At 67.0% G+C, this 26,515-nt stretch carries 19 protein-coding genes; 9 read left to right on the top strand and 10 right to left on the bottom strand.

Annotation, left to right across the window (positions count from 1 at the left end):
• The first annotated feature begins 190 nt into the window (after positions 1-190).
• Positions 191-1,732 (top strand): M23 family metallopeptidase, encoded by a 1,542-nt coding sequence (locus ASE13_RS12820; RefSeq protein ID WP_235536969.1) that lies wholly within the window; start codon positions 191-193, stop codon positions 1,730-1,732.
• A 65-nt stretch (positions 1,733-1,797) separates the two neighbouring features.
• Here ASE13_RS12820 and ASE13_RS12815 read toward each other — a convergent pair whose 3' ends face one another.
• Entirely contained in the window at positions 1,798-2,175 is a 378-nt protein-coding gene (locus ASE13_RS12815; RefSeq protein WP_235536968.1) for a winged helix-turn-helix transcriptional regulator, read from the bottom strand.
• A gap of 74 nt (positions 2,176-2,249) precedes the next feature.
• Here ASE13_RS12815 and ASE13_RS12810 point away from each other — a divergent pair, with 74 nt between their 5' ends.
• Positions 2,250-2,843, top strand: a complete 594-nt coding sequence (locus tag ASE13_RS12810) for an NADPH-dependent FMN reductase (RefSeq protein WP_056616333.1) — start codon at positions 2,250-2,252, stop codon at positions 2,841-2,843.
• Positions 2,844-2,896: 53 nt separating this feature from the next.
• Here the strand turns inward: ASE13_RS12810 and ASE13_RS12805 are convergent, their stop codons facing one another.
• The 5 genes from ASE13_RS12805 to ASE13_RS12785 all read right to left on the bottom strand — a co-directional run bounded on the left by ASE13_RS12805 (position 2,897) and on the right by ASE13_RS12785 (position 8,787).
• Positions 2,897-4,570, bottom strand: coding sequence for an ATP-binding protein (locus tag ASE13_RS12805; RefSeq protein ID WP_082596767.1), 1,674 nt, complete (start codon positions 4,568-4,570; stop codon positions 2,897-2,899).
• Between the two features lie 82 nt (positions 4,571-4,652).
• Entirely contained in the window at positions 4,653-5,375 is a 723-nt protein-coding gene (locus tag ASE13_RS12800; protein WP_200955736.1) for a TIGR02186 family protein, read from the bottom strand.
• Positions 5,376-5,419: 44 nt separating this feature from the next.
• Positions 5,420-6,334, bottom strand: coding sequence for a sulfite exporter TauE/SafE family protein (locus tag ASE13_RS12795; RefSeq protein ID WP_056616328.1), 915 nt, complete (start codon positions 6,332-6,334; stop codon positions 5,420-5,422).
• A gap of 48 nt (positions 6,335-6,382) precedes the next feature.
• On the bottom strand, positions 6,383-7,399 hold the full coding sequence (locus ASE13_RS12790) for a hypothetical protein (protein ID WP_235536967.1): 1,017 nt from the start codon (positions 7,397-7,399) through the stop codon (positions 6,383-6,385).
• Complete coding sequence (locus ASE13_RS12785; protein ID WP_056616325.1) at positions 7,396-8,787, bottom strand: glycosyl transferase family protein; 1,392 nt, start codon at positions 8,785-8,787, stop codon at positions 7,396-7,398. Before ASE13_RS12785 ends, ASE13_RS12790 begins: the two co-directional genes overlap by 4 nt.
• Before the next feature lie 184 nt (positions 8,788-8,971).
• On the opposite strand from ASE13_RS12785, the gene ASE13_RS12780 reads away from it, so the two are divergent.
• Together ASE13_RS12780 and pbpC are read left to right on the top strand one after the other, a co-directional pair.
• Complete coding sequence (locus tag ASE13_RS12780) at positions 8,972-14,728, top strand: alpha-2-macroglobulin family protein (protein ID WP_056616322.1); 5,757 nt, start codon at positions 8,972-8,974, stop codon at positions 14,726-14,728.
• Positions 14,729-14,960: 232 nt separating this feature from the next.
• Positions 14,961-17,054 (top strand): penicillin-binding protein 1C, encoded by a 2,094-nt coding sequence (pbpC, locus tag ASE13_RS12775; protein ID WP_414885386.1) that lies wholly within the window; start codon positions 14,961-14,963, stop codon positions 17,052-17,054.
• Positions 17,055-17,205: 151 nt separating this feature from the next.
• On the opposite strand, the gene ASE13_RS12770 is transcribed toward pbpC, so the two are convergent.
• Together ASE13_RS12770 and ASE13_RS12765 are read right to left on the bottom strand one after the other, a co-directional pair.
• A complete protein-coding gene (locus tag ASE13_RS12770) occupies positions 17,206-17,727 on the bottom strand; it encodes an RcnB family protein (protein WP_056616320.1) in 522 nt (173 codons plus the stop codon).
• Between the two features lie 106 nt (positions 17,728-17,833).
• Positions 17,834-18,313, bottom strand: a complete 480-nt coding sequence (locus ASE13_RS12765; protein ID WP_156404876.1) for an outer membrane protein assembly factor BamE — start codon at positions 18,311-18,313, stop codon at positions 17,834-17,836.
• Between the two features lie 122 nt (positions 18,314-18,435).
• Here ASE13_RS12765 and ASE13_RS12760 point away from each other — a divergent pair, with 122 nt between their 5' ends.
• The 3 genes from ASE13_RS12760 to ASE13_RS12750 all read left to right on the top strand — a co-directional run bounded on the left by ASE13_RS12760 (position 18,436) and on the right by ASE13_RS12750 (position 20,294).
• Positions 18,436-18,948, top strand: a complete 513-nt coding sequence (locus tag ASE13_RS12760; RefSeq protein ID WP_056616317.1) for a ubiquinol-cytochrome C chaperone family protein — start codon at positions 18,436-18,438, stop codon at positions 18,946-18,948.
• Entirely contained in the window at positions 18,945-19,472 is a 528-nt protein-coding gene (locus ASE13_RS12755) for a YceD family protein (RefSeq protein ID WP_056616314.1), read from the top strand. Before ASE13_RS12760 ends, ASE13_RS12755 begins: the two co-directional genes overlap by 4 nt.
• A 126-nt stretch (positions 19,473-19,598) precedes the next feature.
• Complete coding sequence (locus ASE13_RS12750; RefSeq protein WP_056617765.1) at positions 19,599-20,294, top strand: aspartate/glutamate racemase family protein; 696 nt, start codon at positions 19,599-19,601, stop codon at positions 20,292-20,294.
• A gap of 44 nt (positions 20,295-20,338) precedes the next feature.
• Here the strand turns inward: ASE13_RS12750 and ASE13_RS12745 are convergent, their stop codons facing one another.
• A complete protein-coding gene (locus ASE13_RS12745) occupies positions 20,339-20,992 on the bottom strand; it encodes a TetR/AcrR family transcriptional regulator (RefSeq protein ID WP_082596766.1) in 654 nt (217 codons plus the stop codon).
• A gap of 116 nt (positions 20,993-21,108) precedes the next feature.
• Between ASE13_RS12745 and ASE13_RS12740 the strand changes: the two genes are divergently transcribed.
• Positions 21,109-23,472: a TonB-dependent receptor gene (locus ASE13_RS12740; protein WP_082596843.1), complete on the top strand. Its 2,364-nt coding sequence runs from the start codon at positions 21,109-21,111 to the stop codon at positions 23,470-23,472.
• A gap of 154 nt (positions 23,473-23,626) precedes the next feature.
• A complete protein-coding gene (locus tag ASE13_RS12735; protein WP_056616302.1) occupies positions 23,627-24,883 on the top strand; it encodes a spinster family MFS transporter in 1,257 nt (418 codons plus the stop codon).
• On the opposite strand, the gene ASE13_RS12730 is transcribed toward ASE13_RS12735, so the two are convergent.
• Complete coding sequence (locus tag ASE13_RS12730; RefSeq protein WP_056616299.1) at positions 24,880-26,457, bottom strand: peptide chain release factor 3; 1,578 nt, start codon at positions 26,455-26,457, stop codon at positions 24,880-24,882. The two genes, ASE13_RS12735 and ASE13_RS12730, sit on opposite strands and share 4 nt — an antisense overlap.
• Positions 26,458-26,515 lie beyond the last annotated feature (58 nt).

Raw genomic sequence — 26,515 nt, 5'->3', positions numbered from 1 at the left:
ACCAACATCGTTCCGAGTCAGCCCTTAAGCAACACCCCCTGATTGCAAAGGTCCCTTAACCATGTTGATTTATTAGGACATTCGAACACGAGGCCTCTCTTGGTCCCGACACTTGCACAGGTCGGCGCAGCAAAGAGAGCGGAATGGGCTGCTTAATTTGACTTTAAACGCTCTCTTCCACAGTGATCCGGTGTTCGCCGGGGGTGGCGACATTTTCGACGACGGAGTTTTCGGGGGGCATCGCGCCTTGTTCCTGCGTAACGATCATGGCCTGGAGCTCGGCGGCGGCGGCATCGCCACGCCTGCGTTCGCCGCTGTGCCCGGCACTGCCCTCAGCACCCAGCTCAAGCGGCGCTTCTTCGCCGATCTCGATCTGGCGCCCGATCTCGGCGCGCGGATCGGTTCGCTCACCTGGTATCGCGGCGTCGCCACCTGCATCGGCCTGTGTGCGCTGACAGTGCTGATGGCGCCCGGCTTCGAAACCCCGATCTACGGCACCGTCGCGCCCGCGCTCACCGGCGCCGAATGGGATGCGGCCCGCGCGCAGGCGATCACCCCGCTCGCCCAGGGCGCGACCACCGGCTACCGCGTCGCCGCGACCAGGCTCGTCTCGCCGCTGACCGACACGCCCGAACGCCCGATGATCGAGGGAACCGCCAAGCTCGCGTTCGGCGAGGCATTGGTCTCGGTCCTCCAGCGCACCGGCGTCGGCAAGGCGGACGCCACCCAAGTCGGCCAGCTCGTGTCGAGCGCGATGCCGCTCGGCGAGATCCAGAGTACGCTGCTCGACTACCAGCTCGGCAGGCGTCCCGAGAAATCGCAGCCGCGGCCGCTGGAGAAGCTCGAGCTGCGCGCCGCATTCGACAAGAGGATGGAGATCACCCGGGTCGGCGCTTCGCTCAACCTGAAGGTCATCCCGATCGCGATCGACCATACGCCGCTGCGCGTGCAGGGCGCCGTCGGATCGAGCCTGTATCGCTCCGCACGCGCCGCGGGTGCACCGGCCAAGGCAGTCGAATCCTATATCCGCACCCTCGCCACCCGCGTCCCGGTCGCGCGCCTCGGCTCGGACTGCAAGTTCGACATCATCGTCAAGCAGGCGCGCGCCGCGACCGGCGAGGTCCAGCTCGGCAACCTGCTCTATGCCGGCGTCAGCGGCTGCGACGACAAGGTCCAGATGATGCCGTGGGAATCGAACGGCAAGATCGAATGGTTCGACGGTGCCGGCAAGGGCAACAAGACCGGCATGATGGCGATGCCGACCAACGGCCGCTTCTCGTCCGCCTTCGGCATGCGCCGGCATCCGATCCTCGGCTATACGCGGATGCACAGGGGCGTCGACATCGCCGCGCCCTGGGGCGCACCGGTCTATGCCGCGACCGACGGCGTCGTGCAGTTCGCCGGGCGCAGCTCGGGCTATGGCAATTTCATCAAGCTCGATCATGGCGGCGCGTTCGGCACCGGCTATGGCCATCTCAGCCGCATCGTGGTGCGCAGCGGACAGAGCGTGCGCAAGGGCCAGGTGATCGGCGCGGTGGGCAATACCGGTCTCTCGACCGGCCCGCACCTCCATTACGAGCTCTACAAGAACGGCGTCGCGGTGAATCCGCGTTCGGTGGCGTTCAGCTCGCTACGCCAGCTCACCGGCAGCGACCTCGGCGAATTCCGCTCGAAGCTCAACCAGCTCCTGTCGGTGCCGGTGGGGCGCGGGGCGGAAAAGGACGAGGACTGACACTCCTTCTCGGGATCCGATCCCGGCCTGAGCGGCGCTGAACCGGCCGCTCTGATCCAATCGCGTCAGTCGCGCGCGCGCCGCTCCGCATATTCCGCTCGCGCCGCGTCCATGCGTGCAGAATTGGCGACTACCCATTCGGCGAGCGTCTGGACCGGCTGGAGGAGATCGCGACCGAGATCGGTGAGGGCATATTCGACCTGGGGCGGCGTGACGGGCGTCACGGTGCGCGACACGAAGCCGTTCTCCTCGAGTTCACGCAGCGTCGATGCCAGCACCTTCTGACTGATCTCGCCGACCTCGCGGCGCAGCGCATTGAAGCGGCGAGGACCCCGCCCGAGCACGCGCACCACCAGCATCGTCCACTTGTCGCTGATCCGCGCGAGCATCCGGCTGATATGTTCGCAGCGCGCGGTATCCGCATGGTTATCTAGTGTCGCCAAGGTGCCTCCTTGTTGATCCATGGAAACCTTCCGTAATCTGGTTACTCCAAGAAACCAGCATAAACGAGGTTATCATGAGTACCAAACCCCGCATCGCCGTCATCGTCGGTTCGACCCGGCCCACCCGATACGCCGACGCGCCCACGCGATGGATCCTGGCGCAGGCACAGGCGCGCGGGGACATGGACCTGGAAGTAGTCGATCTGCGCGATCATCCGCTGCCCTTCTTCGACGAGATGGCTTCCAATCTGTGGATGCCGAGCCAGAATCCGGAGGCGGTCCGCTGGCAGCAGACGATCGGCGGGTTCGACGGCTACATTTTCGTAGTCGCCGAATATAACCACTCGATCACCGGCGCGCTCAAGAACGCGCTCGATCAGGCTTACAAGGAATGGAACCGCAAGCCCTTCACCGCGATCGGCTATGGCGGCACCGGCGCGGTGCGGGCGATCGAGCATCTGCGCCAGATCGCTGTCGAGCTGCAGATGGTCTCGACGCACGCCGCGGTTCACATCACCGGCGGCGATTTCATGGCGGTGCACCCGGCGTTCGGCAACAAACCGATCGAGGAGATCGAGACAAGCCTGCTGCCGTCGGCGAAGACTGCACTGGACGAGCTGGCCTGGTGGGCGAAGGCGACGATGGCCGCCAAAGCGACCGAGGCCTGAGGGCATCGACGGACGAGCCGGTGTCATCGCCGGCTCGTCTCCGGATATACCGGTTACTTTCCCTGCGAGCGCCAGCGCTTGATCGTGCGTTCGAGCATCTGCTCCTCGCCGCCGGTCTCGCGCCACAGCTCGGAAAACAAAGGATCATCGGACGCCGGGCGCTTGCCGTCCTCGAGGGCGTCGAACAGCAAGCGGATCGGCGTCGCGACGCCTTCACCCACCGCGATGCACTCGCGATTCCGGAGCGCCGGAATCGAATCGAGGAAGCCGCGCGCGCCTTCGGGCATCGCCGCCTTGACGAAGGCCTGGTCGCGCTCGTTGTTGAGCCGCATCGACAGGATCGTGCCGCACTGTGAAAGCACACCTTCGGCGAGATCCGACGGGCGCTGCGTGATCAGGCCCAGCGAAACACCGTATTTACGGCCTTCCTTGGCGATCCGGCTGAGGATACGGCCGACCGACGAGCCATCGGCGTTGCGCTCGTTGGGGACGTAGCGATGCGCTTCCTCGCACACCAGCAGCACCGGGCGCTTGGCCTCGCCGCGCGACCAGATCGCGAAGTCGAACACCATGCGCGACAGGACTGCTACCACCACCGACGTGATCTCGCTCGGCACGCCCGAGACATCGACGATCGAGATCGGCTTGCCGCCGCCGGGCAGGCGGAACACGCGCGCCAGGAACGCAGCCATCGTATCGGCGACGAGCATGCCCGAGAACATGAAGGTGTAGCGCGGATCGCCCTTGATCTCGTCGATCTTGCTGCGCAGGCGGAGATAGGGCGCCGTATCGGTCGCCTTGTCCATCTTGCCCATTTCGAGCTGGAGGATCTGGGTGAGGTCCGAGAGGAGATAGGGGATCGGCGCATCGACGGTGAGCTTGCCGAATTCCTGCGCGAGCCGGTTCTTGCCCTTGGCGAGCAGGATGCACTTGGCGAGGATGTCGGCATCGACCTGCCGGTCCGAGCCCTGCGTGGTGAGGAACACCTCGCAATGCTCCTCGAAGTTCATCAGCCAATAGGGCATCTGCAGGTTCGAGACGTCGTAGAGCGCGCCCGTGGTCTTGAACGCACTGGCATATTCGCCGTGCGGATCGATCATCACGATATGGCCCTGCGGCGAGAGCTCGCAGATCCGGTGGAGGATCAGGGCGGCCGCGGTGGACTTGCCGGTACCCGTCGAGCCCAGCAATGCGAAATGCTTGCCGAGCATCGAATCGACATAGAGCGCGGCACGGATGTCCTTGGTCGGATAGACATTGCCGATCTCGATATGGGCGCGATCGTCGGCGGCGTAGATCTGCTTGAGATCGGCGGTCGAGACCGGGAACACCGCGCAGCCGGGCGTCGGATAACGCGTGACGCCGCGACGGAACTTGTAGAGCTTGCCCGTGAGCTTCTCCTCATCGCCCTCGCCGAGGAAATCGACCTGCGCGAGGATCCGATCGCCGCCGGCATCGAGGCGCAGCGAACGGACATTGGCGATCAGCCAGATGCTGCCGACGCGCAATTTGACCTGGCTGCCCACCTGCCCGGCATTGGCGACCGCGACGTCGCTGTTGCTGGCGAGCGCCTCGATCTCGGCGGGGTCGAACATCACCTGGCTCGACGATCCGGCGATCTCGAGCACCGCCCCGATCGAGCGGGCCTGCGCGCGCGGCGAGACCGCGTCTCCCGACGAAATGGGCGCGGCATTGTCGAAGGCGCGCGCACCGAACTGACCTTCCATCGGATACTCCCCGGGGTTGTGCGGAGCATCATGCACACGGGAGCGTAAATTTTGGGTGTGCAGCGTCTCCGCGGACGTGCCGCTAGAATCGCCGCCAGATAGCGCCGGCGCCCCAGCCGAACAGCACCGACAGCGCCACCGCCACCAGCCCATAGGAAATCGAATAATGCTGGGCGCTGCTGGCGACGAAGCGTTCGAACCCCGATTTGCGGATGTCGATCGGGCGCACCGCCGCAGCGAGCACGCGACCGTTCTGGATCAGGAAGGTTTCGGCGGTGAAGCGCCCCACGGGCACGCGCGCCGGTATGGCGAGGCGCGCGCGATAGAGAACGCCGCCGGTGATCTCCACTGCGCCGGGAGCTTCGTAATAAAGGCCGCTGCGCGTGCGCAGATCGACGAGGCCGCGATCGAAGCGCTGCTGCACTTCCGGAACGGCGCCCGAGGCAGGGGAGAGCTGGAGGCTGTCGACGCCGAGCTCGAAGATCGCGCGGGTACGCTCGTCGACGATTTTCCGGATCGGACGTGGCGAGGCGATGGCATAGAAGCTCGGCGCCGAGCGATAGCGCATCGATTCGGCGTTGAGCCAGATGCCCGCCCGCTGCGCCTTCTCGCGCACGAGAATCGCTTGGGTGGGGCCCTTGACCACCACGACGATGTCCACGGGCCCGTCCTCGGGATCGGGTGCGCGGCCGCGTGGATAGAGGATCGCGCCGAACAGCAGCAGCTCGGCGCCGGTGAATGAATAAGCGATCTCGATGTCGCGTTGCGACACGTCGGGGACCAGCACCGGCTTCGCCTGCCCCATCAGCACCGGCGCACCGAGCATCAGCAGGATGGCGCCGAGCCGCTTCACAACAGCTCCACCGAGAAGATCTCGTCCGGACGCCAGGCGAGTCCGAGCAGCATGCGCAGCGCCACGACGATCACGATCAGCGCCAGTGCGAGGCGGAGATATTCGGGCTTCGCCTTCTGGGCGAGGCGGGCGCCGAGCTGCGCACCGGCCACCGAGCCGAGCAGCAGCAATACCGCGAGGACGATGTCTACCGCCTTGGTGGTGGTGGCGTGGACCATCGTCGCGGCGGCAGTGACGAACAGGATCTGGAACAGCGACGTGCCGACGACGACCTGCGTCCCCATGCCGAGCAGATAGAGCATCGCGGGCACGAGGATGAAGCCGCCGCCCACGCCGAGAAGCACGGTCAATATGCCGGTGAAGAAACCTAGCAGCAGAGGGGCGAGCGGCGAGATATAGAGCCCCGAGCGATAGAAGCGCCAGCGCAAGGGCAGCATCGCGACGAGCGGATGGTGGCGGCGCTTGCGGGGTTTAGGCGGGCGGGCGCCACGCTCGACGCGAACCGCCGTCACCGATTCCTGGAGCATCAGCCCCCCGATCGATCCGAGCATCAGTACATAGAGGATGGCGATCACGGTATCGATCACGCCGGTCGCCTGGAGTATCCGGAACAGCCCCGCGCCGGCGATGCTGCCGATCACGCCGCCGGCGACGAGCACCAGCCCCATGTGCACGTCGACTCCGCCGCGCCGGAAATGCGCGAACACGCCCGAGACGCTGGCGCCGGTCACTTGGCTCGCCGCGGATGCGGCGGCGACGGTGGGCGGGATGCCGTAAAAGATGAGCAGGGGCGTGGTGAGGAATCCGCCGCCGACGCCGAACATTCCCGAGAGCAGCCCCACGCCGAGCCCGAGCGCCACGATCACCAGCGCGTTGACGGACAGATTCGCGATGGGAAGATAAAGATCCATTGCGCGGAGGCGATACCGCGTTTGTGCGGCGGTGCAAAAGCTTCCGGGCTAGAAATCGCTTCCGATGGTGAGCGCGAGGCCCGAGCCGGGGCGGGCGTCGCCTGCGATGCGCTGGCGCCAATCGAGCGCGAGCCGCACATTCTGCCTGCCGATCGGGAGCGCGAGCGTCGCTGAGGGGCCGAGATCCAGGCGCGCGGCGTCGCGCTGCGCCGCGCCCCAGGCGCCGCCGCCGAGCGCGAGCCGTACACCACCGCCCTCGGCGAGCGTGCGCGTCGCGCGGACGGCACCGTCGGCATAGGGTTCGGTGCGGTTGCGCCGGATCGCTCCCGCCTGACCATAGGATTCGAGCCGGAACCCGGACGCGATCGGTCCGTCGAACCCGGCGATCACTCCGATGCCGGGTCCGCTTTTGATGCCGTCCAGTCCGAAGCGCTGCTCGGCAACGAGGCGCACCGGTGCGCGGGTGGGCTGCCATTCGAGACCGAGCGAGGCCTCGGCGCCCCTGCTCCGGAGCGGAGTCACTACCCGCGCCAAAGCTGCCAACCGGTGGCTGGGAAGGAGCATATATGCCAAACGGACCCCGGCCTGCCCGCCTCCGATCTGGCTCGCTCCCGGCGCCGCGCCGAGCCCCGTGCCCGGACGCGCCACCAGCCACGCGCTCGCCGACCAGCGCGAGGGAGAGAGCGGCAAGCGATCGGGTTGAGCGGCGAGCGGCACTGGCATGGTCGCGACACCGATCGTGGCCGGTGCCCCATATTGGACGAGCGCGAGCAGCGCCATCTGGACGCGTTCGGGGTCCGCGGCGATCATGGACGTCATCGTGCGCGGGGCCGGCTGATGTTCGCCGACGGCTGCGGGGATGCGTGCCGCTCGAATAGCCGCAACCGGAGGCAGTTGCACCGGCGCGGCGACCGCGCCGGGAATAGCCGGCGATACCAGCGGCACCGCCTGTCGGATCGCTTCGGGGAGCGAGCCGGTCTGCGACCAAAGCAAGACGATGCGGATTCCGACCCAGCCGAGCGCCACCAGTGCGAGGAAGCGGATCGGGCGCCCCTGTCCGGTCACCCGGCCGCCTGTTCAGGGAGATCGGGAAACTGATGGTCGGTCTTGTCCCAGCGCGGCGCGGCGCCGAACAGCATCCGCGTGTAGAGCCCGATCGCCCGGCGCGCGGCGAAGAGCGCAATGTAATTGCCGACCAACACCCGCGGCGCCGACCACAATGCCTCGCGCCAGCCATAAGCGCGGTGCACGAACGCGGCGCGTACCAACAGACGCCAGCCGACGAGTGCGAAATTCATCCAGAGCAGCGCCTGAACGGACGGATCGAGCACCGGCGCCGCCGATCGATCGACCAAATGAACAAGTGTCGACACGCTCCACAGCAGCAGCGTGCAATAGGCGATCGCGAGCACCGGCAGCGCTAGCGTGGCGCGCCGATCGCGCATCCGCATCCAATTGTCGCCGAGATGCGCGGCCGCGTGCCATCCGGTGCGGTCCCATCCGGCCAGCGCGATGCCCGTCAGCCAACGTGCCTTTTGCCGGACCGCGGCCCGGAGCGTGTCCGGGAAATAGGCACGCACGGCGACTGGCGGTCCGCCGACACGCTCGGGTACGCGCACCAGCAATGTCTTTCCGCCCATCGCGTGGATCGTCAGCCCGAGTTCGTAATCCTCGGTGAGGCTGGTCGCATCGAACGGCGCGCCGCCGCGCGCGCCGGCAATCGCGCCGAGCATGTCGCGCCGGATCGCGCAGCCCACTCCTGCCAGCGGCAGTCCCGCACCCAGCGCCTGGCGCACGACGAGCGTTTTCGCATGCGCCTCGGCAAACTCGTCGCAATAATGGCCGGCGACGAAGCGCGATCGCGGATGCGGCAAGGGCAGCACCGGCAACTGCACCGCCGAGCAATGCCGTAGCTGATCGGCGAAGACCTTGAGTTCGAGCGCGTGAACGATGTCCTCGGCATCGTGGAGGACGATCCCCAGCGTCGGGGAGCCTTCCGCCGCCTCGTCGCGAAGCAATGCGCGCCAGAGCGCGTTGAGACAATCGGCCTTGGTGGTCGGCCCCGGCGCGCCGCCGATCACCAAGCGTATGCGAGGATCCTTCTCGGCAACCTCCGCGACGGCGGCGATGGTTGCCGGATCATTGGGATAGGTCCCGACATAGATCGCATAATCGGCATGATCGAACCGGCGCAGCGCGGTGCGCAGCATCCTGCCGATCACCTGCGACTCGTCCCACGCCGCCACGAACACCACGATCCGTCCCGGCGGAACCGGCCCTGCACATTCCGGAGATAGGAGGGCGCGCTGCGGCGGACCGCCCACGCGCAATCGAGCGCGCCTCGCCAGATAGATCAGGTCGACCAGCAGATCGTCCAGGCCGCCGATCAGGAACCAGATCGCCGCGAACAATGTCGCCTCACGCGCAAACGCATCTATCGCGGTGATCAGCACGACCGTCCCAGCACCGCGAAATCTCCGATTCGGATGCACTCATCTTCAGCAATGTTTATTAAATGATCAAGTTGACTTGGCCGGGACTCTCCAGATTTTCATCCGTTTCGGAGTCGGTCATTTCGCCGTTGGCCTGTTTCCCCTGCCCGGCTAGGGTGCGTCGGCCTTTGGGGGGATTTGTGCCATGAAGCTCGTTGCCCGGCTCGGTATTCTGGCATTGATAGCCGCGCCGCTGGGCGCCACGCTCGCGATGGGTGACAACAGCCCGCAGGTCGAGATGGCCACGCCCGGCGTCGGCGATGGCGCGATCGAGCGGTTCACCGCGCGTTTCAATCAGCCGATGGTGCCGCTCGGCGACCCCCGTGCGGCGGGACCGTTCACCGTCGAATGCCCGGTCGGCGGCGAAGGGCGCTGGGTCGACCAGCAGACCTATGTCCATGAATTCGCCAGCCCGCTCCCCGGCGGCGTGACCTGCACCTTCACCTTGAAGGACAAGCTCAAGAGCCTCGCGGGTTACGCACTGACCGGCCAGAGCAAATTCACCGTCGACAGCGGCGGCCCGATCGCGCGCGCGGTGCTGCCGAGCCGCTATGGCGGCGAGATCGAGGAGGACCAGACCTTCCTCGTCGCCGCCAATATCGCGCCCGATCGTGCCTCGGTCGGCGCCAATGCCTATTGCGCGGTCGACGGGATCGGCGAGCGGATTCCCGTCGATGTGCTGCCCGCCGACGTGCCGGGCAAGCTGCTCGCGGGGCTGGGCACCGATCAATGGTCGGTGCAGAGCTTCCTCGAGGAAGCGGGCTTGCCCAAGGCGCTTCCCGCCGCGGAAGCCGATCGGGTGAAAGCCACTGCCAGCGTGGTCGCGCTCAAATGCCGCCGGCCCCTTCCGCCCGGCCGCGACGTCGCGCTCGTCTGGGGCAAGGATATCGCCAGCGGCGGCCGCATCGCGGGCACCGACCAGCGCTTCGACTTCACGGTGCGCAAGCCCTTTGCCGCGCGCTTCGAATGCTCGCGCGTCAACGCGCAGGCGGGCTGCAGCCCGGTGCAGGACGCATGGGTACGCTTCTCCGCGCCGATCCCGCGCGCGCAGGCCGAGGCGATCCGCATCACTTTGCCCGACGGCAAGGCGCTGACGCCGATCTTCTCCGACGAAGAGAAGCGCAAGGCAGTGATCGCGGACGTAAAGTTCAAGGCGCCACTACCGGCCGCGGTCACCGCCAAGTTGACACTCCCCGCCAATGTCGCAGACGAAAGCGGACGCAAGCTCTCCAACGCCGAACGCTTCCCGCTCGATGTCCGCTTCGACGAGGCGCCGCCGCTGGTGAAGTTCGCCGCGGATTTCGGCATCCTCGAAGCCGCCGAGGGCGGTGTCCTCCCGCTCACCGTGCGCAATGTCGAGGGGCAGCTCGGCGGCAAGCAGATGGCGGTCGGCGGACAGAGCCTCAGGGTCGAGGGGGGCGACGGGGAGATTGCCAAGTGGTTGCGGGCGATCGACGATGCCGCGGAGACCAAGACCACATCGACGCAGCACGGCGACGAGACGATCCGCGTCAATCTCACCGGCAGCGAGCCGTTGCTCACGCCTGCCACCGGCAGGCCGTTCCAGGTCTCGCTGCCCGGCAAGGGCAAGGAATTCGAAGTCGTCGGCATCCCGCTGACCAAGCCCGGATTCTATGTCGTCGAACTCGCCAGCCCACGTCTGGGCAGAGCCCTGCTCGGCCGCGACAGCCCGCGCTATGTCGCGGCGGGCGCGCTCGTCACCAATATGAGCGTGCATTTCAAATGGGGCCGCGACCAATCGCTGGTCTGGGTCACTGCGCTCGACAGCGGCAAGGGCGTCGGCAGCGCCGAAGTGCGCATCACCGACAGCTGCACCGGCCAGATCCTCGCGAAGGGCACCACCGATGCCTCGGGCCGGCTCGGCGTCCCGGCCGGGCTGCCCGAGCCTGAGACCTATTCGGGCTGCGAAGGCAGCAGCTCCTCGCCGCTGATGGTGTCGGCACGCAAGGCCGATGATTTCAGCTTTACGCTCACCCAATGGGGCGACGGCATCCGCCCGTACGACTTCGACCTGCCTTATGGCTGGCAGAAGCAGGATCAAATCTTCCACACCGTGTTCGATCGTGCACTCGTCCGCCAGGGCGAGACGATCCACATGAAGCATATCGTCCGCCAGCCGATCGCGACCGGCTTCGGCACTTCACCGGCGTTCACAGGCACATTGCGCCTCTCGCATCGCGGATCGGACACCAAATACGACCTGCCGCTGACGATCGACGCCAACGGCATCGGCGAGACCGAATGGACCGCGCCGCAGGGCGCCAAGATGGGCGATTACGACATCCAGGTCGTGACGACCGAGGGCGAGAACGAGAAGATCGCCTATACCGGCCAGTCGCTCAAGATCGACGAATACAAATTGCCGACGATGAAGGCGTCGGTCACGGGACCCAAGGAGGCGGCGGTGCGCCCCTCGACCCTGCCGCTCGACCTGTTCGTCGGATATCTCTCGGGCGGCGGCGCGGGCAATTTGCCGGTCGAATTGCGCGTCGGCTGGTTCGAGGGCGTTACCGCGCCCGACGGCTATGACAGCTACAGCTTCGGCGGCCGCGCGCTGACCGAGGGCGTGAAACCTTTGAACGGCGACAGCGAGACCGACGAGGAATCGACACCGCTGCCGCCCACCCAGACCTTGCCCGTCACGCTGGGTGGCGACGGCACCGCACGCACTTCGATCGAAGTGCCGCAGAGCCTAGACCAGCCGACCAACATGCAGATCGAGATGGATTATCAGGACGCCAATGGCGAGATCCTGACCGCCTCGCGCCGCATCCCGATCTACACCTCCGCGGTCCAGCTCGGCATCAAGACCGATGGCTGGCTGATGAAGCAGGACGATCTGCGCCTGCGCTTCGTCGCGCTCGACACTTCGGGCAAGCCGCTCGCCAACCAGTCGATCTCGGTCGAGCTCTATAGCCGCGAGATCCTCACCGCGCGGCGGCGGCTGATCGGCGGCTTCTATGCGTACGACAACCAGATGAAGACGACGAAGCTGGGCGCGACGTGCTCGGCGACCACCGACGCGCAGGGGCTGGCGACCTGCCAGCTCGATCCGGGCGTGTCGGGCGAAGTCTATGCCGTGGCGACCACCAAGGACGCCAATGGCAATGTCGCGCGTGCGACGCGCTCGACCTGGCTGGTCGGCGACGACGATTGGTGGTTCGGTGGCGACAATGGCGACCGGATGGACGTCATCCCCGAGCAGCTCGAATACAAGGCTGGCGAAACCGCCAAATTCCAGGTCCGCATGCCCTTCCGCGAGGCGACGGCCTTGGTGACGGTCGAGCGCGAGGGCGTGCTCTCGAGCTTCGTCGTCGGCCTCAGCGGCAAGGATCCGGTGATCGAAGTGCCGATGCCGGCATCCTATGCACCCGACGTCTATGTCTCGGTGATGGCGGTGCGTGGCCGCGTGTCAGGTTTCGCCAATTGGCGATCGAGCCTCGCGCGCGACTGGGGGCTGCCCTTCTCGCAGGACGGCGGCAAGCCGACTCCGACGGTCGATCTCGCCAAGCCGGCTTACCGGCTCGGCATCGCCAAGGTGAAGGTCGGGTGGGAAGGCCATCGGCTTGGTGTCGCGGTCAAGGCCGAGAAAGCGACCTATGCCGCGCGCGACATCGCCAATGTCGACGTGCAGGTGAAGAATCCCGACGGCTCGCCGGCGCGCGAGGCCGATGTCGCCTTCGCCGCAGTCGACGAGGCACTGCTCCAGCTCGCGCCCAATGAAAGCTGGGACGTGCTCACGGCGATGATGGGCGACCGGCCGATCTCGGTGCTCACTTCGACCGCGCAGACCCAGGTCGTCGGCAAACGGCACTACGGCAAGAAAGCCGTCGAGGCCGGCGGCGGTGGCGGCGGCGATCTCTCGGGGCTCAACCGCGAGAATTTCCAGCCGGTGCTGCTGTGGAAGGGCAAGGTGCCGCTCGACGGCAATGGCCGCGCCCGCGTGCAGGTGCCGCTTTCGGACGCGCTCACCTCGTTCAAGCTGGTCGCGATCGCCACCAATGGCGCGCAACTGTTCGGCACCGGCGAGGCGAGCGTCCGCACCCATCAGGATCTCAGCATCTATCCGGGCGTGCCGCAGGTGGTGCGCTCCGGCGACACCTTCGGGGCGATGTTCACGCTGCGCAACGGATCGGACAAGCCGATGCGCGTGACGGCGAATGTCGTGCTCAGCCCGGCTGTCGCTACCGGCAAGCCGCTGACCGTCGACATCCCGGCGGGCGGGGCCGCGCCGGTCAGCTGGAACCTCACGGCGCCCAACGCCGCGGGCAAGCTCAGCTGGACCGTGTCGGCCAAGTCCGCCGACGGCAAGGCAGTCGACAAGGTGACGGTGGCGCAGGATGTGATCCCGGCGGTGCCGGTCGAAGTCTGGGCGGCGACGCTCGCCCGGGTCGGCGAAGGCACGAGCTTCTCGATCGCGCCGCCCGCGGGCGCGCTGCCCGGCTTCGGGATGGTCGACATCAGTCTCGCCGACACGCTTGCCCCGCCGCTCCAGGGCGTGCGCGATTACATGGGGACCTATCCCTATGGCTGTCTCGAGCAGCGCACGTCGCGGGCGATCGCGCTGGGCGACAGCGGAATGTGGAACGGCATTGCCGGCGAGCTCCCCGCTTATCAGGACAGCGACGGGCTGCTGCGCTACTTCCCCGGCGAATGGGCGGGATCGGAGGCACTGACCGCCTATATCCTGTCGATCACCGCCGAGGCCGGCCTGCCGCTGCCCGACGGGCCGCGCGCCAAGGCGATCGACGCGATGAAGGCAGTGCTCGACGGCCGCCTGCGCCGCGAGGATTATGGCGATGTCCGGCTCCAGCGGATCGCCGCCTTCTCGGCGCTCGCGCGGCAAGGCGCGGCGACCAGCGCGATGCTCGGCCAGCTCGGCATTGCGCCGGCCGAGATGCCGACTTCGTCGCTCGCCGACTATCTCGCCGCGCTGGGCAAGGTCCCCGGTCTCGCCAACGGCGCGCAGCTCCGCGCCGATGCCGAGCAGGTGCTTCGCCAGCGGCTGGTCTATGAAGGCACACGCATCGACCTCAGCGACAAGGGCAATATGCCGTGGTGGCTGATGTCGTCGGACGACGAAGCGGCGATCAAGGCAGTGATGGTCACGCTCGGCCGCCCCGGCTGGCAGGCCGACACGCCCAAGATGATGGTCGGCGTGGCGATGCGCCAGCAGCGCGGCCATTGGGGCACCACCACCGGCAATGCCTGGGGTACGATCGCCGTCCGGAAATTCATGGCCGCCTATCCGGCGGAGGCGATCGCGGGGGTGACTACCGCGAGCCTCGGCAGCGCGAGCGTCAACCGGCCCTGGCCGCTGCTCGAGCCGCAGCGCAGCTTCAGCCTGCCGCTGCCGGCGGCGACCACGCCGCTGGTGATGCGCCAAGCGGGCGGCGCGGGGCCATGGGCCTTCGTCCGGGTCAAGGCAGCGGTGCCGCTGACCCAGCCGTTGATGGCGGGGTACAAGATGACCAAGCAGGTCAGCGTGGTGCAGGGGCTGGTGCCCGGGCGGTATACGCGGGGCGACGTCATCAAGGTGACGATCAGTGTCGAGGCATCGGCCGAGCGCAACTGGGTGGTGATCAACGATCCGGTGCCGAGCGGCGCGACGGTGATCGGCAGCCTCGGCGGCCAATCAGAGATGCTCAATGCGCAGGCGGGCACGGCCGAGGGCGTATCGCCCAACTGGATCGAGCGCGGGCAGGGTTCGTGGCGGGCTTATTATGGCTGGGTGCCGCGCGGCAGCTTCACGATCTCGTACGTGATGCGGCTCAACGCCTCGGGCCGGTTCAGTCTGCCAGCGACGCGCGTCGAGGCGATGTACTCGCCCGAGATCCGCGCCCAGCTGCCCAATGCAGTGATGACGGTGGCGGAGCGGTGATCTCTCTCCCCGTCATCCCGGCGAAAGCCGGGATCCAGAGCTATGAGCGAGACGGCATAGAAACACTGGATCCCGGCTTTCGCCGGGATGCCGAATTGTAGTGAAGCAGCGCCTTTCGGGTCTGATCCAGCGTATCGATCGCTTCCCCGAAGCGCTCGTCGCATGGGGACGTCGCCAGCGCGCCGCATGTCGCGAGCGCGGCTGGCGCGGCATCTTCACGCCTTCGCGAATCGTGCTCACCGCCGCGGCCCTGCTCATCGGCAGCTTCGTATCGCTCTCCTGGGTCACGCGCCCGCCGCCGCTCCCCGGCTACGCCGCGGTAACCGCCAACTGGCACCCCTCCGAGGCCTGGCTCTACGATCGGGGCGGCCGTCTGATCGACAGCACGCGTGTCGATTACCAAGCGCGCCGGCTCGGCTGGGTCCGCCTCGCCGACATATCGCCGGTGGCACGTGACACCCTCGTCGCCGCCGAGGACCGTCGCTTCCGCAGCCACGACGGCGTGGACTGGTGGGCGCTCGGCGGTGCGCTGCGCGACCGCGCCGAGGGTAAGCGCGCGCGCGGCGCCTCGACGCTGTCGATGCAGGTCGCTGCCTATCTCGCCCCCGATCTCGCGACACCGGGCCATCGCAGTACGTGGGACAAGGTGCGCCAGATGCGCGCGGGCGCCGCGCTCGAGGCGGGCTGGACCAAGGACCAGATTCTCGAGGCGTATCTCAACCTCGCCGGTTTCCGCGGCGAGGCGCAGGGGATCGGCGCCGCGGCTTTGGGGCTGTTCGGCAAGACGCCCGCGACACTCACCCGCGACGACGCGTTGCTGCTCGCGGCCCTGCTTCCCAATCCCGGCGCGGGATCGACCGAAGTCGCGCGGCGCGCCTGTGCACTCAGCCGCGACAAGGATTGCAGCCGCTTCGCCGGCGCCGCAGCGTCGATGCTCGGCCCGGCGCGCAGCCTCGCGCTCGATCCGGGGCTCGCGCCGCACCTTGCCGCGCGATTGCTCGACAAGCCGGGCGCGCGCGTGACCACCACGCTCGACGCGCGCATCCAGTCCGTCGCGATTGCGGCGTTGCGGCGCCAGCTGCAGGGATTGGGCGGCACCCGCGCGAGGGACGGCGCGGTCGTCGTGGTGGACAATGCCAGCGGCGACGTGCTCGCTTATGTCGGCGGAATCGGCGGCGAATCGACGGCGCCCGCGGTCGACGGCGCCTCGGCATATCGCCAGGCCGGATCGACGCTGAAGCCGTTCCTCTACGCGCAGGCGATCGAGAAGGGCTATCTCACCGCGGCCTCGATCCTCGACGATTCGCCGGTCCAGCTCGACACCGCCTCGGGGCTCTACGTCCCCCAGAATTACGATCGCGCATTCAAGGGACCCGTCTCCGCACGCATCGCGCTGGCGGGATCGCTCAACGTGCCCGCGGTGCGCACGCTGCTGCTGACCGGAGTGGATGCGTTTCGCGACCGGCTGTGGGACACCGGCTATCGCGGGCTGGTCGAGGACGGCCAATATTACGGCTATTCGCTGGCGCTCGGCTCGGCCGAAGTGACCCTGCTCGAGCAGGTCGCCGCCTATCGCAGCCTCGCGCTCGGCGGACGCTGGTCGCCGCTGCGGCTGACCGAGGCATCGCGCCACGAGCCGCTCCGGCAGATCGTCTCACCCCAGGCGGCATGGATCGTCGCCGACATCCTCGCCGATCCGAACGCACGTGCCGGCACCTTCGGCGTCGATTCGGCGCTGCGCCTGCCCTTCTGGGCCGCGGCCAAAACCGGCACGTCGAAGGCGATGCGCGACAATTGGTGCATCGGCTTCAGCGACCGGTTCACCGTCGGCGTGTGGGTCGGCAATCTAGAAGGCGATCCGATGCGCGCGGTCTCGGGCACCAGCGGCGCGGCGCCGGTATGGCGTGACGTCATGATGACATTGCACGCCGCCACGCCTTCCAGACCATCACCGCCGCCGGCCGGAATCGAGACGCGGCAAATCCGCTTTGCCGAGGGCATCGAGCAGCCGCGCCGCGAATTTTTCGTGAAGGGCACTGCGCTCGACCAGGTCGCGGCGGCGCCCGAGACGGCGCGGCGGCCGCGGATCGTCAATCCGGTGGCGGGCAGCGTCTATGCGCTCGACCCCGATATCCCGATCGATCGCCAGCGGCTGGCGATCGCGGTGGCGGGGCAGGTTGCAGGCCATCGCCTGCTGCTCGATCGCGAGGATCTGGGCACCGCCGATTCGCGCCCGTTGCTGCTGCCGACGCGCGGGCAGCACCGGTTGCGGCTGGTCGATCTCGGCGGACGCGTGGTCGACCAGATCCTCTTTACGGTGCGCTGAAGATTCGCATTTCGCTACGGGAGCGAAATGCTTTTCCGCGCGTTCAAATGCGCGGTCCTTCCCTTTCGGACCGTGTCTCAGGGCACCGGCCGCGCCGCCGCAACCGGCGCGGCCGAACCCGGACCGCTCACGCGGCCCGGGTTCGGTCCATTTACCAGTAGAAGCCCGGGATCACACGCACCACGACGCCGCGGCGCGTATCGATCAGCAGCACGTCGTTATAGTGACGCACCCAGCGCTGATAGCGCCCGACCGGGGGCAGCCGATAGCGCCACGGATCGCCGATCACATAGCGTGAACCCCAATAAGACGGGGCGATCCGCACGCCGCTGCGGAAGCGGGTATAGCCGAACGGCGCCCGCCAGTTGCCGCGGGCATAGACGCCGCGGTTGCGTGCGCGATAGTCGCGCCAGTCATTGTCGCCCCAGCGGCGATCGCGGTCGCGCCGATCCTCGCGATATTCCTGACGTGCCTCGCGGACGTCGCGGCGCTCGTCGCGAATGTCGCTGCGATCGCCCCGGCGCCGCGCATCGCGCAGCTCGCGCTGTTCCTCGCGGATGTCCTGGCGGTCGCGGCGCAGCTCGCGGTTCGATTGCGCGCTGGCGGCGGTGGGCACAGCCACCGCGGGCATCGCCACGGCGGCAAGCAGGGCTGCGGTGATGATCTTCTTCATGTGGATTCCTCCAAGCTCACAGGCCGGTTCTTCCGGCACCGCTGCAATCTGGAGGAGTCCGGCTGAACCGCGCGGGAATGCGCTGGTCAGCAATCAGCAACTTTGATTACTGGCCCGATCCGCCCGGAGGGCCACCGCCGCCGGTGCCCGGTGCGCCGACCGTGCCGATATTGCCGAACAGATCGCTGAAGAAGCTGCGCTTGCGGCCCAGGGTCGGGGTCTTCTTGCCATAGGGATCGACCGAGGCGATCAGTTCCTTGCCCATCTTCTCGACCGAGGCGACGTTGCCAGCCTGGTCGAAGCGAATGCGGATCGTGGTCTGGTCGCGCACCTTGGGATCGCTATAGCCGAAATTCCGGCTGTCGCGGGACACGTAATACCATTCGCCCTGGTTGAACTGGCTGGTCAGCGTCGGGCGGCCGAGCGTCTGCATCACCGATTCGCGCGTATCGACGCCGGGTTGGACCGAATCGACGAGCTCCTTGTCGATGACATAGCCCTGGTGCGACTTGATCGGCGCGCAGGCAGTGCCGCCCATGGCGACGAGGAGCGCGGCGCAACCGGCCAGGCGAACGGGGAAGGGCATCGAAATCTCCAGGGCAACGCGAGCACCGGCGCACGCATTGCATCGCGCGCCATTCACCTCAATATGCGGCAAAATGCGGCCAAACAAGGTCGCGCCACAAGTTGCACGGACGAAGACCAACCATGGGACTGCTCAAGCGCCTGTTCGGCGCCTCCGATCGCGGCACTGCGCCGCAGCTCTACGCGGGCATAGTCGCCAGGGGCCGCGCCCCGCATTGGTATACCGAAGGCGGCGTCCCCGACACGATCGACGGCCGATTCGACATGATCGCCGCAATACTCTCGCTCGTCCTGCTGCGGCTCGAAGGCGAAGCCGAGGCAAAGGCGCCGAGCACCGCGCTCGCCGAATGCTTCATCGACGACATGGACGGCCAGTTGCGCGAGATCGGCATCGGCGACGTCGTCGTCGGCAAGCATATGGGCCGGATGATGGGCATGGTCGGCGGCCGGCTCGGCGCCTATCGCGCGGGGCTCGCGGGCGAGGGCCTCCGCGCCGCTTTGGTCCGCAACGTCTATCGCGGTCAGGCGCCGGCGGATCCCGCGCTCGCCCATGTCGAGACGCAACTGCTCGCGCTCCGCGATAGCCTTGCCGCCACGCCTACCGCCGCGATCATCGCCGGGGAGCTGCCGCAATGACTCCCGAATTCCCGCGCCCGCACCGGCTCGACCAGATCGGCGCCGGCGAAACCAATGTGACGGTCGAGGCCAACGAGACCGAGCGCGCAGCGTTGGCCCGGCGCTTCGATCTCGTCGCGCTCGACCGTCTCGCCGCAAGCTTCGCGCTGCGCCGCGACGCGGCCGGCGTGCGCGCCAGCGGCCATTTGTCGGCGGCGGTGACCCAGTCCTGCGGCGTCACCGGCGACCCACTCCCCGCGAAGATCGAAGAGGATTTCGCGATCCGCTTCCTCACCGAACCCACCGAGGACGAATCGCACGACGAAATCGAGCTGGCCGAGGAGGATCTCGACACCGTCTTCTACACCGGCAGCGCGCTCGATCTCGGCGAGGCGGCAGCCGAGACGCTGGCGCTGGCGCTCGACCCCTTCCCGCGCAGCCCCAATGCCGCGGAAGTGCTCAAGCAGGCCGGTGTGATCAGCGAAGAGGAAGCGGGGCCGTTCGGTGCCCTCGCGGCGCTCAAGGACAAGCTGGGCAAGAAGTAACGGGGAACGCCTGCTGTTGGTGGGAAGCGGTCCGGCTGCTTCCGAATCATGAGAGGCGATCGGCGGCCGTTCCGGAAAGCTTGGCATTCCACTAGAGATGCGCTGAAATCAATGCGCGGGGGCACGATGCAAACGATCGGTCTGATCGGAGGAATGAGCTGGGAGAGCTCTGCGGAGTATTACCGGATCCTCAATCAAGGCGTTCGGGACCGGCTTGGCCCCACGGCATCGGCTCGTTGCCTTCTCTGGTCCTTCAACTTCTCGGAGATCGAGGAGCTACAGCATAAAGGCGACTGGCAGGGTCTTACCGCTCGCATGGTAGATGCCGCGCAACGGCTGGAGTCTGGCGGTGCCGATGTGCTGCTGATCTGCACTAACACCATGCACCGTATGGCGCCTGCCGTCGAGGCAGCGGTCAAGATACCCCTGATACACATCGCCGATCCGACGGCCGAGCGCATCAGGGCGGCAGGCTTCCAGAAGGTCGGGCTACTCGGCACCGCGTTCACGATGGAACACGACTTCTACAAGGGCCGGCTGGCCGAACGGCACGGACTGAGCGTCATCGTTCCCAATGACGAGGATCGCGCAACGGTTCACCGGGTAATCTACGAGGAGCTGGTCGCAGGAAGGGTCGTTCCGGCGTCGCGGGACGCCTACCGAGCGATCATCACGCGTATGGTCGAGGCTGGTGCGGAAGCGATAATCCTCGGATGCACCGAAATCATGCTGCTGGTCCAACCAGAAGACAGTTTGGTCCCAGTTTTTGATACCACTGCGATTCATGCCGGAGCGGCGATCGAGGTGGCCCTGGCGGACTGAAGGATGGATTCCGCTATTGGCTGCAACTGGACCGTAAGCGCCGGCTAGCTCTTCGCAGCAATCCCCCGCGCCAGCATCGCCGCCACCGTCTCCGCGATCGCCTCGGGCGCGACGTCCTCTTCCCACACGCTGTAGCGCAGGCCGAGGAACACGTTCATTCCCATGATCGCCCAGGCATGGACCTCGCCGACATCGTCGCGCACTTCGCCGCGCTCGGCCGCCGCGCGAAGTCGCCTGGCGATGCGCTCGGCGGTGGTGGCATAGTGCATGCGGAAGCTCTCGGGATCGACGAACTCGGCCTCGTCGATGATCCGGTAGATCTCCTTGTGGGTGCGCGCGAACTTGATGAAGGCGAGCAGCGCCGCCTGCTCGGCCGCGATCTGGCCGGGCGCATCCTTGAGCGCGGGGGCGACATGCTCGCGGACCTGCTCGGACATGTCGCGGACCAGTGCGCGGAACACCGCGTCCTTCGAATCGAAATAGGTGTAGAAGCTGCCGAGCGCGACGCCGGCGCGGCGGGTGATCCCGCTGATCGAGCCTTCGTGGAAACCCTTCTCGCCGAATTCCTCGGCCGCGGCGTCGAGGATCGCGCGCAGCGTTCTCCGCCCGCGCGCGGTGCGCGGCTCCTTGCCCGCGCTCGCCGCCTCGCTGCCGTCCACCCTGTGGGGTGTGGCGTCCGCGCCACTGCCGCCTGGCATTTGCCTCTCCCCCTCATTCTTCCAAGTTGAAACCCGGTTCAGGTTTCAGTATAGCTTCCTTCAACAGCTTACAACCCGCGCACGAGACGGGTCGAATTCTGGGGAGGAAAATGACCATGTCACGCCTGATTCCGTCTGCCCGTACGATTCTCCAGGCAGGCGCCGCCTTTGCCGCTCTCTCCACCATGCCGGCCCTTGCGCAGGACAATCACGACGCGAACGCCGCAGCTTTCGAGAGAGCTGCTCAGGAGGCCAGCGACGCGGTCGTCGAGGATCCCGGCGAAATCGTCGTCACCGCGCGCCGCCGCGAAGAGACGCTGCGCGACGTGCCGATCGCGATCACTGCGTTCACCGGCGAACAGCTCGAGGCATCGGGCGCGCTCGACATCACCGACATCGCGAATACCACGCCCAACGTGACGCTCGAAGTGTCGCGCGGCACCAATTCGACGCTGTCGGCCTTCATTCGCGGCGTCGGCCAGCAGGATCCGGTCGCCGGGTTCGAGGCGGGCGTCGGCATCTATCTCGACGATGTCTATCTCAACCGTCCGCAGGCCGCGGTGCTCGACATCTACGACGTCGAGCGGATCGAAGTGCTGCGCGGACCGCAGGGCACGCTGTACGGCCGCAACACGATCGGCGGCGCGATCAAATACGTCACCCGCCGACTGGGCGACAAACCGACGTTCAAGCTGCGTGGCACCTATGGCTCGTACAACCAGATCGATGGCGTAGTCAGCGCCAGCGCGCCGCTCGGCAATACCGGGCTGCGCGTCGGTGCAGCCTATGCGCGGCTGACCCGTGATGGCTTCGGCGAGAATCTCACCACCGGCGCCGAGAATTACGACAAGGACCTGTGGGCGGCACGCGGCACGATCGAATTCGAGCCCAGCGCCAGCGCCTTCTTCCGCGTCTCGGGCGATTACACCAAGGACACCAGCCAGCCGCGCGGCGGCCACCGGCTGATCCCCGGCATCGCCACCGGCGCGCCGGTGCTAGACGATGTCTATGATACGCGCGCCGGCCTCACCAGCCCAGCGCAGGAAGTCGAGGCCTGGGGCGTCACCGGGCTGATCGAATTGAAGCCCGCCGACTGGCTGACCTTCCGCTCGATCACCAGCTATCGCAAGGACGACAGCGCCACGCCGATCGACTTCGATTCGCTTCCCGCGGTCCAGGTCGACGTGCCGGCCTTCTACAACAACAAGCAGTTCAGCCAGGAAGCGCAGTTCCTGATCGACACCGGGTCCTTCTCCGGCCTGCTCGGCGTCTATTATCTCGACGCCGAGGCGCGCACCGTGTTCGACGTGCGGCTGCCGGGCGGGGTGACGGCGCTGACCTATGGCAATGTGTTCACCGACACCGTCGCGGTGTTCGGCGACTTCACCTACGATCTCGGCGAGATGTTCAGCGTCTCGGCGGGCGGGCGCTATACTTGGGATCAACGCCAGTCGACGATCCTGCGCCGGACCTATCTCGGCGGCGGCTCACCCTTCTTCGGCGGCACCGGCACGCTGTTCGCGACCACGTCGAACTTCCGCGGCAGCGCCGATTTCGCACAATTCACGCCGCGCGCCTCGATCAGCTTCAAGCCAAGCGCCGATCACAATCTCTACGCAAGCTGGGCCAAGGGCTTCAAGGGCGGCGGATTCGATCCGCGCGGCCAGTCGACCGCCTGCCGCAACCCCGCCGGCGGCGCCTGCTCGCCGCAGCAGGTCTATGATTTTCTCGCTTTCGATCCCGAGAAGGTCACCACGTACGAGATCGGCTACAAAGCCAGCCTGCTCGATCGCCGCGTCAATCTCGCGCTCGCCGCCTTCCAGTCGGATTATACCGACGTGCAGGTGCCCGGCTCGATCGGCACGACGGTCAATGGCCAGCAGACTTTCGTCGGCGTCACCACCAATGCCGGCAAGGCGCGGATCAAGGGCGTGGAATTCGAAGGCAATGTGATCGCCTCGCGCGATCTCGGCGCCCCCGGCGGTACGCTCAACCTGAGCTGGACGCTCGGCTATCTCGACGCGAAATATCTGCACTTCATCGATGCGCGCGGCATCGATGTGGCGAACCGCCGGAAGATCCAGAACACGCCGGACCTGACCGCCAGCGGCACCCTGGCCTATAAGGTGCCGGTCGGGGACGGCTCGATCAGCGCAAGCACGACGGTGTCGTATCGCAGCGATTCGCAGCAATTCGAGCTGCGCACGCCGCTGCTCGACCAGCCCGCTTATACCTTGCTCGACGCCAATCTCGTCTGGGACATCAACCAGACCTTCTCGCTCGGCATCCACGGCCGCAATTTGACCAACGAGCGCTACATCGTCGCGGGCTACAATTTCCTCGCACAGAACCCGGACACCGGCGATTTCCTGCGCACGCCGGCGGGAGCCTATGTCCCGACGCTCGGCACCGAAGGCGTGCTCACCGCATATTACGGCAACCCGCGCCAGGTGTTCGTGACCGGCACGGTGAAGTTCTGAGAAACCCTCTCCCGCTTTCGCGGGAGAGGTAGCGAGACTTGGCAGCTTGCTGCCTAGTCGCAGCGGTGAGGGTCTTCTTCTTCCTCGCCGCGAAAGAAGAAGACCCTCACCCAACCCTCCCCCGCGAAGGCGGGAGAGGGCTATAGGCCCGCCCATGAACCACACCCATTCCGCTCCGCGCCCAGCCTATCCCGCCGTCGTCCTCGCGATGCTGCTGCTCGTCTACACCTTCAACTTCCTCGACCGGCAAATCCTGAGCATCCTCGCCCAGCCGGTGAAGAAGGATCTGGGGCTCGACGATGCGCAGCTCGGCATGCTCGGCGGGCTCGCCTTCGCCGCGCTCTATTCGACACTGGCGATCCCGCTGGCTTTGCTCGCCGACCGGACCAGCCGGACCTGGGTGATCACTGTCTCGCTCGGGGTGTGGAGCGGCTTCACGGCCTTGTGCGGCTTCGCGCAGAACTTCACGCAGATGTTCCTGTTCCGCCTCGGCGTCGGGGTCGGCGAGGCGGGCGGCGTCGCGCCGAGCTACGCACTGATCTCGGATTATTTCCCGCCCGAGAAGCGCGCACGGGCGCTGTCGATCTATTCGCTCGGCATCCCCTTGGGCGCCGCGGGCGGCGTGCTGCTCGGCGGCTATATCGCGCAGAATGTCGAGTGGCGCACGGCGTTCATCGTCGTCGGCCTCGCCGGCGTGGCGATCGCGCCGATCTTCCGGCTGGTGGTCAGGGATCGCCCCCGCCCCGCCGCCACTGCGGAGAACCAGGTGCCGGTCGCGCGGGTGTTCGGCATCCTCGCCGCCAAGCCCGGCTTCTGGCTGATGGCGTTCGGCGCCGCGGCCGGATCGATGTGCGGATACGGCGTCGCCTTCTGGCTGCCGAGCCTGATGCAGCGCAGCTTCGGGCTGAGCCTCGTCCAGACCGGCCAGTTCTTCGGAGCGCTGCTGCTCACCGGCGGGGTTGCCGGCATATTGCTCGGCGGCTGGCTGGGGGACCGGCTGGGGCCACGCAACCGCCGCTGGTACGCGCTGGCACCTGCGATCTGCTACGCTGCGGGCGCGCCCTTGTTCATCGCGGGGGTATTGGCCGACAGCTGGCCGATCGCCTTCGCCTTGTTCCTGCTGCCCCAGGCCCTGGTCTATGTCTGGCTCGGCCCGGTGCTCACCGCGGTCCAGCACCTCGTCCCCGCCCATATGCGCGCGACCGCTTCGGCCAGCTTCCTGCTGATCAACAATCTGATCGGGCTAGGGCTCGGTAGCTGGGCGATCGGATCGCTCTCCAAGGCGCTCACGCCGGCTTATGGCGACGAGGCGCTGCGCTACGCGATCGCCGCGGGGCTGTGCCTCTATCTCGTCGCCGGCGCGCTGATGGCGCTGGCCAGCCGGTTCCTCCAGCGCGATTGGGTGGACTAGCGCTCCCGGGTCGCCGCGAACTTCACGTTCGAATAGCGGTCGGCGATATAGCCCACTTCCCACGCCGATTTCGCGAGGAACACCGGGTTGCCGTCGCGGTCCTTCGCCATCGCACCGCGGTTGAGGCCCATGAACTCCTCCAGCGCCTTCGGATCCTCGCTAGACACCCAGCGCGCGGTCTCGAACGGCGCGGGTTCGAGCCCCGCCGCGACCTTGTACTCCGCATCGAGCCGCGACAGCAGCACGTCGAGCTGGAGCTGGCCGACCACGCCGATGATCCAGTTGGAACCGATGTCGGGGTAGAAGACCTGGGTCACACCCTCCTCGGCCATGTCGTCCAGAGCCTTGCGGAGCTGCTTGGTCTTGGTCGGGTCCTTGAGGGCGACACGACGCAGGATTTCGGGCGCGAAATTGGGCAGGCCGGTGAAGCGCACATCGGCGCGCTCGGACAGCGTGTCGCCCACCCGCAAAGTCCCGTGGTTGGGGATGCCGATGATGTCGCCCGGATACGCCTCGTCGGCCAGCTCGCGCTCGCGTGCGAAGAACAGGATCGGCGAATGGATCGCGATCGGCTTGCCGTGGCCGCTGGGAGTCAGCTTCATGCCGCGCTTGAAGGTGCCCGAGCACAGCCGCATGAATGCGATGCGATCGCGGTGGTTGGGGTCCATATTGGCCTGGACCTTGAACACGAAGCCGGTGACTTCGTCGCGCGACGGCTCGACCGGGGCGGGCTCCGCCGGCTGGGCGCGCGGCGGAGGCGCGAAGCTGGCCAGCGCCTCGATCAGCGAATCGACGCCGAACTCCTTGAGCGCCGAGCCGAAATAGACCGGGGTCAGATCGCCGTGGCGATAGGCCTCGGCGTCGAACTCGGGATAGCCGACCCCAGCCAGCTCGACTTCCTCGCGGAGCTTGGCGAGGTTCTCGGCGGAGACGATCGCGTCGAGCTGCGGATCGTCGAGCCCGCTGGTCTGGATCACCTTGCCCTGGAATTCGCGGCTATTGCCCTCGGGGAGCAACAGGCGCTTCGTCGCGAGATCGTAGATCCCTTCGAAATTGCCGCCCATCCCCACCGGCCAGGTCATCGGCGTCACGTCGAGCGCGAGCAGATTCGCCACCTCGTCGAGGATGTCGAACACCTCGCGGCCCTCGCGGTCGACCTTGTTGACGAAGGTGATGATCGGGACGTTCCTGAGCCGGCAGACCTCGAACAATTTCCGCGTCTGGCTCTCGATGCCCTTGGCCACGTCGATCACCATCACCGCCGAGTCGACCGCGGTCAGGGTGCGATAGGTATCTTCGGAAAAGTCCTCGTGGCCCGGCGTGTCGAGCAGGTTGAAGGTGATCCCCCCGCGCTCGAACGTCATCACGCTCGACGTGACCGAGATGCCGCGCTGCTGCTCGATCTTCATCCAGTCCGAACGCGCGCGCCGCGCCTGCCCGCGCGCCTTGACCTCGCCGGCCAAGTGGATCGCGCCGCCGAACAGCAGCAATTTCTCCGTGAGCGTGGTCTTGCCGGCGTCGGGGTGCGAGATGATCGCGAAGGTACGGCGGTCGTTGATGTGGTCGGAAGGCATGCAATATTTGTCCGTTCGTGCTGAGCTTGTCGAAGCACGGTTCTGTTGCAGGGGCGGT

This window comes from Sphingomonas sp. Root241 (assembly GCF_001428865.1).
GTDB lineage: Bacteria > Pseudomonadota > Alphaproteobacteria > Sphingomonadales > Sphingomonadaceae > Sphingomonas.
Note: the sequence above shows the minus strand (reverse complement) of the source record. Positions and strands in the feature narration are given on the sequence as shown.